A 12,830-nucleotide genomic window follows, 5' to 3' on the forward strand; every position below is an offset into this window, starting at 1 on the left:
GTACGGGGCAGGATTCTAGAGCAAGGTTCGGGGTGATGCAAGTGTAAAATCAAAAAAAATCAAAGTTTTTTGATTGAATGCTCATTATTACGGCAAAAACGCTAAAAAACAGCAGTTAACGAACAAAATCAGACCAATAATTGAGTCCTCGAAGCACTAAGTCATCGACAAACACACTTGGCTTATCAAAATGCTGTTGTAATAATTCACCATATCCACCAGCAAAAATAACTTGCACCTGACTAAAATCGCATGGCAAACGCGCTATGCCTGAGTAAACCGCACCTAATGTCGCAACCAACGCCCCATTTTTAACTGCATTGGGTGTGTTTAAGCCTAGGCTTTGCTCAAAGACACTAACATCATCACTAAAAACTTTCTCTGTATTAGCAAGTAAACTGGCAATCATCATATCCAATCCGGGTAAAATCCACCCGCCTAGATGCCCCCCCGCACGAGTCACCACATCCACTTTAGTGGCCGTGCCAGAATCAATAATTACACAATCTTTACTATCATATAAATAATGCGCTGCAATGACCGTTAACCATCGATCAATACCTAGATTTTGGTATTGTTTATATGCGCACTTTATAGCCCCAAGCTCAGGACTAACACAGGCATGTCTCAGTTCAATACCATGTTGTTGTGCTTTTAGCTCTATTGCTCTCAGTAAATTAGAACTACCGACCTGAGCCACAACAATTTCTTCAATGTGTTGCCAAGGGATGTCAACTTCATCAATTCGCGTTATTTTCCCTTGTTGCTGTATACCGACTTTAACTGCCGTATTACCTACATCAATCAGTAATCTCACGCTTCATCCTTACGTAATGATATTTCTCCACCATAATAACTTTTCAACTCTCCATCTTGACGCAAGACAATACCACCTTGAGGGTCAATACCTTCACATATCCCACGCCATGTGCGCATACCTGTTGATAACGTCACCATTTCATTTGCAAAAGCATTGACCTTATTCCATTGTTCTACCATGGCGGTTAAACCTGACTTTTCATACAGTGACAATCGCTGTGCCAAACTGTGTGTTAGCTGAGCAACTAACACATTTTTATCCAAGCTATGAGTGTGCGAAGCCAAATCAGTCCAAGGCTGATCAATCCCTTTGGAAGCGTTCTCAGGCATTTGTAAATTAATGCCTATGCCAATTACTAAGTGGCATGGCCCTTCTACTTGGCCTTCAAGCTCGACAAGTACGCCTGCTAATTTACGACCATTTAAATAAATATCATTGGGCCATTTAAGCTCAACTGATAAGCCATATAACGCTTCGATGGCATCATAAACTGCCAAGCCAACTGCAATTGAGACGCCCATCGCGGCTTGTAAACCATCATCTAAACGCCAATAGTAACTATAATACAAATTGGCACCAAAGGGAGATTGCCACACTCGACCACGGCGTCCTCGACCCGCTTGCTGCATTTCTGCCACAAGTACTTGTCCCGAGTCCAGCGCCTCCCCTTGTTGAATACGTCGCATTAACTCACTATTAGTAGAATCAATGATCGGCTGTACTTCAACGCTATTTTGGCAACTTAAACGCTGCAAACTCGCCACAATATTTTGAGGGTTTAATAGCGGCAGACTTTCGTTTAAGCAGTAACCTTTTCCATTGAGTGAAAAAATATCAATGCCCATTTCTTGCAATGACTTTATATGCTTAGAAATAGCAGCTCGACTAATCCCTAATTGTGTCGCTAGGAGTTGACCTGAAATAAATCCCCTTTGATTTAACGCATGTAGAATTGCCAATTTATTACCTTGCGGTGCATTATTCATTGTTTGACTCCACAATCGTCACTTCGCCATCACTGCCGATTAACCTAACTTCATGCTCTAACGGCACTGCGAACTTATCATTCACACACTTTTGAATATGCTGAATAACCTGACACAATACAGTCCCTGAGCTGTGCCCTTCATTGACAAGCACCAAGGCCTGTTTTTCATATACTCGCACACCTGCGACTGTATATCCTTTGAGGCCTGATTGTTCTATCAGCCACCCGGCTGCTAACTTATGACTATCATTACCCGCAGGATACGCAGGCATTGATGGATAACATGCCAATAGTTGTCGGTACTGAGTATTTGCAACAATAGGGTTTTTAAAAAAACTCCCTGAATTAGCTAACACGTGTGGATCTGGCAACTTACTTTGCCGTATCGCTATCACAGTGTCACAAACCTGCCGTGCTGTTATTTTGTCCGGATCAAGCGTTTGTAGAGGCCCATAACTGAGTGTTGGCTGCCAATATTTAGGAAGACACAACCCAACACGCGTGATCACAAATTGATCTTTAAGTGCATGTTTAAAAATCGAATCCCGATAGCCGAATTGACACTGGGTGTTACTGAGTCGTTCAAACTTGGCCTGTGATATATGGTAGCCCTCGACAAAATCAACAAACTGCGCCAGCTCTACGCCGTACGCACCAATGTTTTGTATCGGTGCAGCACCAACCGTACCTGGGATCAGCACCAAATTTTCGAGCCCTGCAATCCCTTTATCTAGCAGATGAGTCACCACAGCATGCCAATTCTCGCCCGCAGCAAGCGACACCTTCCAATGAGTATCCATTTCATCGATCAATATGCCTTTATTTGACATTTTAATCACACACCCTGCGAAGTCAGTAATAAAAATGGTATTACTTCCCTCCCCTAATACACAAAATGGTTCAGTAAAGTCCAGTGAGCGCAATTGTTCTGCATTGTCTATCTCAATAATTCGTCGACAATGATGCGGTAAAGCAAAAGTATGAAGTGACTGTAATGCTTGCACGTACGTGCCCTAAACCTTAACTAGTAATATTGAATAGTTTACCCCATTGGTTCGCTGGGCGCATCCATATGTGACTTTCCTATTCAGCATGGTATAACATGAGCTTATCGTTCACTTTTCACATTAATTTATTACAACAATAATGAGCAAGGATCCTATGAAACTTTCTGCCTTAGCTACCAGCTTAGTATTTGCTGGCCTCTCTCACTCAGCATTGGCAACCCAAGCTGTTGATGAACATACTTATGCCAATCTAAAAGATGTTATCAGTACCCACTTGCATTTAGATCTAGATGTTGATTTTGATGACAAACAGCTGGAAGGCTTCGTCGAACACACTCTTGATTGGCGTAATAGCCAAGCGCGTACCTTGGTACTTGATACACGCGATCTCGAAATTGATAAAATCATGTATTTAGATGGTAATGGTCAATGGCATAAAGCGGCGTTCACCCTAGCAAAACGTGACAGCGTAAAAGGTGCCAAACTGACCATTACCTTTAATACACAAGCTAAAAAAGCACGCATTTATTACAACAGCTTACCAAAAGCATCTGGTCTACAATGGCTAACGCCTGTACAAACCGCCAGTAAAACTCACCCATTTATGTACAGTCAATCGCAAGCAATTCACGCGCGTAGCTGGATCCCTGTGCAAGACACACCTGCAATGCGTGTCACTTACTCAGCACGTATCAATACGCCAAAAGATGTCCGTGCGGTCATGAGCGCTGATAACTCAGGGGCATTTATTAAAGATGGTGATTATTGGTTTGACATGCCACAAGCCATTCCTCCGTACCTCATCGCTATTGGCGCAGGCAACCTTGAATATAAAGAAATGTCTCATCAAACAGCCATTTTTGCGGAGCCACAAATCTTAGATGCGTCAGTTGCTGAGTTTGATGATACACAAGCGATGATCGATAAAACAAATGTCATGTACGGTGAATACGCATGGGGACGCTATGACTTACTGATGTTACCTCCTAGCTTTCCATTTGGTGGCATGGAAAATCCACGCCTTTCATTCATTACACCAACGGTTGTGGCAGGTGATAAAAGCCTCGTTAATTTAATCGCACATGAGCTGGCACACTCTTGGTCTGGTAACCTTGTGACAAACGCCACTTGGGAAGACCTTTGGTTGAACGAGGGTTTCACCTCTTATGTTGAAAACCGTATCATGGAAGAAGTATTCGGCCGTGAACGCGCAGTAATGGAGCAGGCATTAGATACCGCTGGCCTAAGAGCTCAGTTAAAAAACATCGCAGCGCCTGATACGCGTCTGAACCTAAAACTCAATGGTCGAGATCCAGATGATGCATTTAGCTCTATACCCTATACAAAAGGGCAGTTATTTTTAATCTATCTTGAAGAGAAGTTTGGTCGAGCCAAATTTGACGAATTTGTCAAAGGCTACTTTAGTAAATACTCATTTAAGTCATTAACAACAGCTGAATTTAAGGTTTACTTAAACACTCACCTGTTACAAAAATACCCAGGTATTGTCAGCTTAGAAAAAGCCAATGAATGGATCCATCAACCAGGTCTACCTGTTGATGCGCCAAACCCAACTTCAGATGCATTCATTAATGTCGATAAACTTTCTACGGCATGGTTAAAAGGAGAAGGTACAGTCAATGATTTACCAACAAGTAGCTGGACTGTGCATGAATGGTTGCATTTCATCAATAACTTACCTAGAGATTTAAGCCTAGATCGCATGGCTGAACTTGATAATGCATTTAACTTAACGACATCCACCAATGCCGAACGCGCTTTTGCGTGGTATATGTTAGGTGTAGGCAATGGCTATAAAGCAATTTACCCTGCACTTGATGAGCATTTATCAGGGATCGGACGTCGTAAACTGATAGTTCCTCTGTATAAAGCACTTGTAAAGAATGGAAAACGGGAATGGGCGCATAAAGTATATACAGCGGCCCGTCCAGGTTATCACCCGCTTGCTCAAGGCACTATTGATGCTATTTTTGCAAAGTAATACCCACTGAGTGCATAAATTGATAAGGGCCATTACTGGCCCTTTTTTATTTTTTCTAAAAATGCCGCGCGCTGCCCTGAACTTGCTTGTTGCCACCAAAAATCGAGCATCGTTGCCGCATCAGGGTGAGAAACGCCCTGCACCGGCTTTTGCGAACCCAATGATGGCGTAGTCAGCCTGGCTTTGGGTTGTGGTTTAGTAGACGCAGCACTTCTTTTGTCATGACTATGTTGTGCAGGCATTGCAGCTATCATGCTTGACTGCGCAAAGCCATTGAGCTTCACCGCAAGCTGTGTTTTCGCATGCGGAGTAACGATGCGCACGACAGGGTTTTTAGCAAATATTTTTGCGGCATCAACGTCTTCAGCCCGCTCAAATGTGACCTGATATACCCCTTGTTCTGTTACATTCAATTCTATCCAGAATGCGTCTGAGTCCACCACTTCGTGTTCATCATAATCAAGCTCATATAAATCACTATATTGGAGCTTCAGTGCATATTGTCCTGGTGCGAGTTCTAATTCCGTAACCTTACTAAACAATGAGTGTTCGATAACATCATTATTAACCTGTAGCGGCAGTAGCTCCTCATTGAACTGAATGGTTGCTGCATGGCCATCCTTTAAAAAAGTGGAAAAAAGTAAGATGCATACGTAGCTTTTTATTCTCATATCACGGTTTCCTTATTTACGTATATTTACAGTTGGCTATTTGACAGTTTGCCTAAACTTTGTCATTAGTGTACACCGTAATTTTTAAATTCTCTGCTAAGTCACGAATAACACATTTTATTAAGGATTATCAATGAGCAATAGTACTATTTTTGACAAAATTATTAACAAGGAAATTCCAGCCGATATTTTATATGAAGATGAATACACGTTGGCATTTAGAGATATCAGTCCGCAAGCGCCATTTCATGTACTTGTAATTCCAAAAGCGAAAATTGCAACAATCAACGATGTCACTGAACAAAATTCACACTTAGTCGGCCATTTATATGTCGTAGCTGCTAAACTAGCTAAGGAACATGGGTTTGCCGAAGACGGATATCGTGTCGTCATGAACTGCAACGAAGATGGTGGACAAAGCGTATACCACATTCATTTACATGTCTTGGCAGGTAAAGCATTGGGGTGGCCACCATACACAAATACGAAAAAAGAACTACTTTAAAATATTCCCTGTTAAGGAATGTAAACAAGTAAGTTATTATTTCGAAAACATGAAAAGCCAGCTATATCATAAAGTTATAGTTTGAGTGATGTAATTCATTTGTATTCATAGCGTTATATGTCGATTACATATAGCAAAACTATCTATCGCTTGATGAAAATTCTAATACAAAAGGTCTGAGTCACGTGTTAGCATTGAATCATCAGTTGGAATAAGAGTGTTACCAAAAATGAGCAGTTCTGCCTTTTTGTTATTAGATAAAGAGCCTATTAACACCATAGGAATTAACGTTTTACAGCCATTGCTTAAAACGCAAGGACTAGATGTAACCACAGGTACCGATATAGCAGATGTGCCTGAAGGTACACGCCTATTATTTATAGAAACCGCAACCAATGATGCTTGGAATAAATTAAAAGAACAATTAGTCAGGCTGAAAGTAAGTTGCGATATCATACTATTTAACTTGGACGAGAATCCTGAACTTGCCAATCGTGCATTACTAAGTGGGATCCGTGGTGTTTTTTATACCACTGATAACGCAGATGTATTAATGAAAGGTATTCGCCTCCTAATGGAAGACCAGCTTTGGTATCGCCGCGAGATCATGTGTAATGCGCTTAATCGTATGTTACAGTTTAACAAAGATGCACTGCACAAGTTAACTGAAGGTGATATTGAGCCCGTTAAACTCACCAAACGCGAAAAAGCAATTATTTCATTGATGAGTAAGGGGGCTAAAAATAAAGAGATAGCTGAAGATCTCAATATTAGTCCGCACACCGTTAAGACACATTTATATAGCGCATTTAGAAAAACCAAGTGCCGCAACCGTATTGAGTTACTCTCTTGGGCTCAGCAAAATATACCTGATGAAATTCGCTAAATACGAGTGTTAAAATTACAGCCGCTATATGCGGCTGTTTTTGTTTCTTTACTCCGCCCCGTACAGTCTCTATCCTTAACCACAAACCTTCAAAACAATAACAAGAATGTTCGACCCTAAAACACTGTATTTTACTAGTGCCATAATGATGGCCATGATGACCCTACTTAATTTTTTGACTTGGCGGACGAATAAAAGTACACCAGGCACCTTGCTGTACATATTTTATCCCATGGTTTTATTTGCCGCCATAATTGGGTTTTTTATCCATAGCGATATCGAGTCATGGCAAACCATCGGCCTCGCTAATACGCTCTTATTTGCCGCATCCATTATTCACTGCCTCGCCATCTGTCAGTTTCTGAACTATAAAGGCTGGGAGCTAAGACTATTTCTTATCGTCACAGCCTTTTTACTTGCCGCACTCGTGTACTTTAGTGCCGTGGATGATGATTTACGCTGTCGTATCTTCGTGTCTGACCTGCAGCATATTTGCGAAGCAATCTTCTTATTATATCTATTCTTGCGTTTTGCTCGCCCACTTTATCCCAATGGTACTATTGTATACGGTATCGTACTAACGCTAGTTTTAAGCGCTTTTTTAGCCCGTACTGTATTGATGGGAGAGGTCACTACTTTTACACTTCTTGAAGACAATTGGTTTGTTATTACGTTGTTTGTTAACGGGGTATTAGCCCCTATTTTTTATGCCACTGGCATGGCCCTTTTATGTAATGAACGCCGTGAAGATCACTTAAATCAGCTTACTGAAAAAGCCAAAAAAGATCTCGAGATCAGAGGGCTATTTCTGTCCACTATCAGTCATGAGATCCGCACACCGCTCAATGGGATTTTAGGCAGTGCTCAATTGGTTTTAAACCGAACCACAAACCACCGTAACAAAGCGTACTGCGAAGCTATCGTCAATTCAGCAGCATCTCTCAACTTACTCATTGATAAAGTGCTCGATTACGCAAGTTTAGATCAAAGTGATGAGTCCCTTTACGAAGAAGATGTTGAACTCAAAAGTTGGCTCAATAATCTCTGTTTATTATTAAGCCCATTAGCCGAACAAAAGAAACTCAGCTTTGAGCTCATTTACGAGCTTCCTGAACAAGCTTGCTATTATTGCGATCAACAAAAACTCCGCCAAATAATTATAAACTTAGTAGGTAATGCCATTAAATTTACCGATAAAGGGTGTGTCAAAATCCGTGTAGAGTTGCTTGAAGAAGCGCATATGTCGCATATTGTCCGCTTTAGCGTGATAGATTCAGGGCCAGGTATTGATGAAGAAGACATTAGTAAATTAACCGAACCCTATGTGCAAAGTAGCGCCGGTAAAATCAAAGGTGGTACAGGGTTAGGGTTAGCAATAACCAGTCGATTATTAGATAGACTCGACAGTAAACTCGATATCCTCAGTGAACTCAATAAAGGCAGCTCTTTTAGCTTTGATATACCTTTAACCGTCGGCGAACTTAGCCTCGTTGAACAACGCCACCATAATACAGATTGCATTACAGGTCTAAACATACTTTTGGTAGAAGATTTAGACTTGAATCAGAAGATTGCCATTGAGTTTATGGCAACTGACGAGCATAAGGTAAAGCTCGCAACCGATGGCGCCAGCGCGATTGAGTTACTAACACAACATCAATTTGATGTGGTGTTGCTTGATATGAACTTACCCGATTTCACTGGCCAAGAGGTACTCCGTCGACTGCAAACCATTGAGCACAAAAACCAACGCACTCCGTTTCTTGCTTTCACGGCCAGTTTAAGTCCTGATGAAGTCAAAGAGTATTTAGCGCTTGGAATAAAAGACATTGTCGGCAAACCCATTAAGCAGGAAAAACTGCGACAAAAATTAAACGACTCACAGTCTGCACAGAAACCGAGTATGAGTGTGGAACTCACCGATACACTGTATGATGAAACGGCGGTTAGTTCACTAAAAAGTAGTTTTAGCGACGACGAAGTCTCTTCTATCTATAATGAATTTGTGCTGTCTGCGCGAAATAAGCTCATACATATTCAACAAATGCTTTCACAAGATAGTGAACAATGCATACGGTTACTTCATCGACAATCAAGTACCGCAATGCAACTTGGGTTTAATCGATACGGTTTACTGTTAAAGAAAATTGAACGACGTTTACTCGAAAAAAAATCAAGTGATACCGAGCTTACTCAAGCAATGGCATTATGGCAGCAGAGTTTAGAAGCGTACCTTGATTTTGTAAGAAGAAATACCTTGAACTAATTTGTAGCGACTAACATAACCATGGCAATACGCATGATTTACCCGCTGTTTAACGGTATTTTCTTACCGTTTATCGCGCATAATCGACATAACCGCCAAATTTAGTCATTCTCACTACTATTAAAGGTTTAATGCTGCGTATTAAACCCACCAATAACGATAATATGGAATTCACAATGGCATTTTTCAAAAAACCACTGACGGCCGCAATCAGCCTCGCGATTTTAGGCACAAGCCTACCGAGCTTAGCGGATACCACAAATACTGCCGCCCCAGCAGCACAAGAACGTAAAACAGATACTTGGGATGTGTTAAATACACCGGGCGAAAAGCAAACAATCACCATTGACACCAACCAAACCACATGGAGCAACTTAGATGTTAGCCCTGATGGTAAGCACATTGTCTTTGATATGCTCGGTGATATATACATCATGCCTATCAGCGGTGGGAAAGCAACCTCAGTAACGAATGATATGGGGTGGAATATCCAACCTAAATTCTCTCCAGATGGCAGCAAGATTGCTTTTATTTCTGACCGTGCAGGTGGCGATAACCTGTGGGTAATGGATATCAATGGCGAGAATAAGCGACAAGTATCAAAAGAAACGAATAATATCGTTCACAACCCAGCATGGGCACCTGACGGGCAATATATTGCCGTAAAGCAAGGTCAAGTGACAGGCCGCACTATCCCAGGTGGCTCAATTCGTATGTACCATATCAGTGGTGGTAAAGGCGTGATTGTTCGCGAGCGTTTACATGGTGCTAAATCTCAGAAAAATATCGCAGAGCCTGCCTTCTCAACTGACGGAAAAAAAATATATTACTCTGTTGATGGCACCCCAGGTGTAAGTTGGCAATACAATAAAAATGCACTTGGGACAGTGTTTGAAATCCGTAGCTGGGATTTAGCAACCGCAGAAGAAGAAACGATTGTCAAAGGCGCAGGGGGAGCCATTCGCCCGACACCAAGCCCTGACGGTAAATCTATTGCGTTCGTAAAACGTGTTGATGATGGTAAAGCCATGGCGAGTGCGTTATATGTTAAAAATCTGGAATCTGGGATCGAAACAGAAATTTATGCAGGCTTAGACAGAGATTTACAAGAAGCAAATGGAGCACATGGTAATACCCCTTCTTTTGCATATACGCCTGATGGCAAAGCGCTGGTGTTTTGGGCTGGAGGTGTATTTAGAACGGTAGATATTCAATCTAAAGAAGCACAGGTCATACCCACTCGAATCGTAGCAGAAAAACAAATTACACCTGCATTACGTTTTGCGGTTGATGTTGCTCCTGATAGTTTCAAAATAAAAATGGCTCGTTGGTCACAATTATCACCAAATGGTGAAACGGCACTTTTCCAAGCGTTAGGTTATCTATACGTCAAAGATATAGAATCAGGTACAGTCAGGCGCCTTACAAAACAAACGGATCACTTCGAGTTTTATCCAAGTTACTCACGCGATGGTCGATCGATTGTATACACCGCATGGGATGATAAAACGCTAGGTTCTATTCGCGTTGTTTCAGCGAAAGGCGGAAAAGGTAAAGTAATAACCAAGCAACCAGGACATTATATTTCACCGAGCTTTTCGCCTGACGGCAAGCATATTTTATATAAGAAAGTAACCGGTGGTTACCTTTTAAATGGTGACTGGTCTATGTCGCCTGGAATTTACCTTATTCCAAGTAAAGGCGGTAAAACAAAACGCGTTGTTAAATCCGGTGATAATCCACATTTTGGTGCTGAGTCAGACCGTATTTTCTTCTCTGTTGCAGGTGATACTGACCGAGAACTCAAAAGTGTTAACCTCAATGGGCAAAAAGAGCGCAGCCATTTTAAAGGCGATTACATTTTCGATTTTAAAGTTTCTCCAAATGGCCAATATGTTGCCTTCATTGAACACTTTAATACCTTTGTTGCTCCATTCACCAGCACGGGTAAAACCCTATCTATTAACAAAGGAACCAAATCTTTCCCTGTTAAGCAGGTGTCTAAGTACTCCGGCGATTACCTAAATTGGATAAGTGACAGTAGCGCACTTACTTGGGCATTCGGCCCAAATTTATATCAGAGAAAACTCACTGATACTTTCGCATTCTTAACGGGCGAAGACATAAAAGCCAAAGAATTAACGGCCCAAGGTATTGATCTCAGTTTTACACAAAAAGCAGATAAACCTCAGGGTACACTGGCACTCGTCGGCGGTACCATAGTCACGATGCGTGATGCAGATAAACAGCAGGAAATCATCGAAAATGGGGTTGTTGTAATCAAAGAAAACCGCATTGTTGCGGTCGGTAAGCAAGGTGACGTCACGATTCCAAGCGCTGCAAAAACCCTGGATATCACTGGTAAAACGGTTGTCCCTGGACTCGTCGATGCTCATGCCCATGGCAGTTACGGAAGCCATGACTTGCAGCCAAAACAAAACTGGAATCAATACTCAAACTTGAGCTTTGGTGTCACAACGATTCACGACCCTTCCAATAATTCATCTGAAGTATTCTCAATGGCTGAGCTGGCCAAAGCAGGTAAAACACTTGCCCCACGTATTTACTCTGTAGGCAGAATTCTTTATGCCGGTAATGCGCCTGGGTATAAAACGCCAATTAGCAACTTAGAAGAAGCGGAGTTCCATGTGAAGCGCTTAAAAGATGCCGGGGCTATCTCAGTGAAAAGCTATAACCACCCTCGCCGTGAAACGCGTCAGCAAGTGCTTGAAGCCGCTAAGAACATGGAAATTATGGTTGTGCCTGAAGGGGGATCTAAGTTCCAGCACAATATGAATATGATTGTGGATGGACATACCGGTGTAGAACACGCCTTACCTATTCCTCATATTTATTCTGATATTGAACAAATGTGGGGGCAAACAGATGTTGGCTTTACACCCACTTTTGTGGTGGCTTATGGCGGAATTAAAGGGGAAGACTACTTCTACGAACATACTAATGTATGGGAAAATGAGCGCTTAATGAGTTTCGTACCGGATTATATTGTCAGACCTCGGTCTATTCGACCAGGCCAAGCGCCAGAAAGATTATATAACCACATACTGACAGCTGAAGTTGCCAAGCAATTGCGTGACGAAGGTGTCACCGTTCATATTGGCGCTCACGGCCAGCGCGAAGGTTTAGCAGCGCATTGGGAACTTTGGTCAATGGCCCAAGGCGGTTTCACCGCTTGGGAAGCGCTACGAAGTGGTACCATTGATGGTGCAAAATACCTTGGTATGGATCATGACATTGGGACTATCGAAAAAGGCAAACTTGCCGATTTAGCTATCATCGAGGGAGATGTGTTAAGCGATATTCGTCAATCAGAAAACGTGGCATATACGGTTATCAATGGGCGTATTTATGATTCGGCAACGATGAATGAAGTCGGTAACTACGATACTAAACGTGCACCGTTTTTCTTTGAAGGAGGCACTAAAACACAGATGCATCCTGCCACACAAATGTACATGGAAGAAAAAGCACACAAGTATCATTGGAAACACTAATTAATTGTTTCTGAAAATAAAAAGCCACCGATTGGTGGTTTTTTTATGCCATTTAAAAAAGACGCTATTTGCGAAATTAGGCACAAATTTTGTGTGCTTTCACTAGACGTAAACGAGAACTGTTCTACACTTTGCTGCAAAGATACATTTTGTATCAACAAAAATAACGA

The 12,830-nt window shown here is 41.8% G+C and carries 9 protein-coding genes; 5 read left to right on the forward strand and 4 right to left on the reverse strand.

The window, feature by feature from the left end:
- Positions 1-115: 115 nt before the first annotated feature.
- From J8M01_RS04760 to murB, 3 genes are read right to left on the reverse strand one after another with little or no spacing between them, the layout of a single operon-like run.
- Entirely contained in the window at positions 116-817 is a 702-nt protein-coding gene (locus J8M01_RS04760; RefSeq protein ID WP_211050489.1) for a type III pantothenate kinase, read from the reverse strand.
- The gene (gene birA / locus J8M01_RS04765) at positions 814-1,806 is read right to left on the reverse strand and encodes a bifunctional biotin--[acetyl-CoA-carboxylase] ligase/biotin operon repressor BirA (RefSeq protein WP_211057182.1); all 993 of its coding nucleotides are present in this window, start codon (positions 1,804-1,806) and stop codon (positions 814-816) included. Before birA ends, J8M01_RS04760 begins: the two co-directional genes overlap by 4 nt.
- Positions 1,799-2,812, reverse strand: coding sequence for a UDP-N-acetylmuramate dehydrogenase (gene murB, locus J8M01_RS04770; protein WP_211057183.1), 1,014 nt, complete (start codon positions 2,810-2,812; stop codon positions 1,799-1,801). Before murB ends, birA begins: the two co-directional genes overlap by 8 nt.
- Before the next feature lie 157 nt (positions 2,813-2,969).
- Here murB and J8M01_RS04775 point away from each other — a divergent pair, with 157 nt between their 5' ends.
- Positions 2,970-4,817: a M1 family metallopeptidase gene (locus J8M01_RS04775; RefSeq protein WP_211057184.1), complete on the forward strand. Its 1,848-nt coding sequence runs from the start codon at positions 2,970-2,972 to the stop codon at positions 4,815-4,817.
- A gap of 32 nt (positions 4,818-4,849) precedes the next feature.
- Here the strand turns inward: J8M01_RS04775 and J8M01_RS04780 are convergent, their stop codons facing one another.
- The gene (locus J8M01_RS04780) at positions 4,850-5,488 is read right to left on the reverse strand and encodes a DUF2057 family protein (RefSeq protein ID WP_211057185.1); all 639 of its coding nucleotides are present in this window, start codon (positions 5,486-5,488) and stop codon (positions 4,850-4,852) included.
- Positions 5,489-5,621: 133 nt separating this feature from the next.
- Between J8M01_RS04780 and J8M01_RS04785 the strand changes: the two genes are divergently transcribed.
- The 4 genes from J8M01_RS04785 (at position 5,622) to J8M01_RS04800 (ending at position 12,660) form a co-directional block, all read left to right on the forward strand.
- Positions 5,622-5,993 (forward strand): histidine triad nucleotide-binding protein, encoded by a 372-nt coding sequence (locus tag J8M01_RS04785; protein WP_211057186.1) that lies wholly within the window; start codon positions 5,622-5,624, stop codon positions 5,991-5,993.
- A gap of 229 nt (positions 5,994-6,222) precedes the next feature.
- Positions 6,223-6,879 (forward strand): response regulator transcription factor, encoded by a 657-nt coding sequence (locus tag J8M01_RS04790; RefSeq protein ID WP_192509057.1) that lies wholly within the window; start codon positions 6,223-6,225, stop codon positions 6,877-6,879.
- Positions 6,880-6,985: 106 nt separating this feature from the next.
- Entirely contained in the window at positions 6,986-9,145 is a 2,160-nt protein-coding gene (locus J8M01_RS04795; RefSeq protein ID WP_192509058.1) for an ATP-binding protein, read from the forward strand.
- Between the two features lie 176 nt (positions 9,146-9,321).
- On the forward strand, positions 9,322-12,660 hold the full coding sequence (locus tag J8M01_RS04800; protein WP_211057187.1) for an amidohydrolase family protein: 3,339 nt from the start codon (positions 9,322-9,324) through the stop codon (positions 12,658-12,660).
- The last annotated feature ends 170 nt before the right edge of the window (positions 12,661-12,830 follow it).

It is taken from the genome of Pseudoalteromonas sp. MMG005 (assembly GCF_018101015.1).
In the GTDB taxonomy this organism is placed as follows: Bacteria; Pseudomonadota; Gammaproteobacteria; order Enterobacterales; family Alteromonadaceae; genus Pseudoalteromonas; species Pseudoalteromonas aurantia.

Excerpts from the sequence above, each read along its gene's own strand:
- J8M01_RS04800 (WP_211057187.1), top strand. The coding sequence starts at position 9,322 with ATGGCATTTTTCAAAAAACCACTGACGGCCGCAATCAGCCTCGCGATT.
- J8M01_RS04785 (WP_211057186.1), top strand. The coding sequence starts at position 5,622 with ATGAGCAATAGTACTATTTTTGACAAAATTATTAACAAGGAAATTCCA.
- birA (WP_211057182.1), bottom strand. The coding sequence starts at position 1,806 with ATGAATAATGCACCGCAAGGTAATAAATTGGCAATTCTACATGCGTTA.
- J8M01_RS04790 (WP_192509057.1), top strand. The coding sequence starts at position 6,223 with ATGAGCAGTTCTGCCTTTTTGTTATTAGATAAAGAGCCTATTAACACC.
- J8M01_RS04795 (WP_192509058.1), top strand. The coding sequence starts at position 6,986 with ATGTTCGACCCTAAAACACTGTATTTTACTAGTGCCATAATGATGGCC.
- J8M01_RS04775 (WP_211057184.1), top strand. The coding sequence starts at position 2,970 with ATGAAACTTTCTGCCTTAGCTACCAGCTTAGTATTTGCTGGCCTCTCT.
- J8M01_RS04780 (WP_211057185.1), bottom strand. The coding sequence starts at position 5,488 with ATGAGAATAAAAAGCTACGTATGCATCTTACTTTTTTCCACTTTTTTA.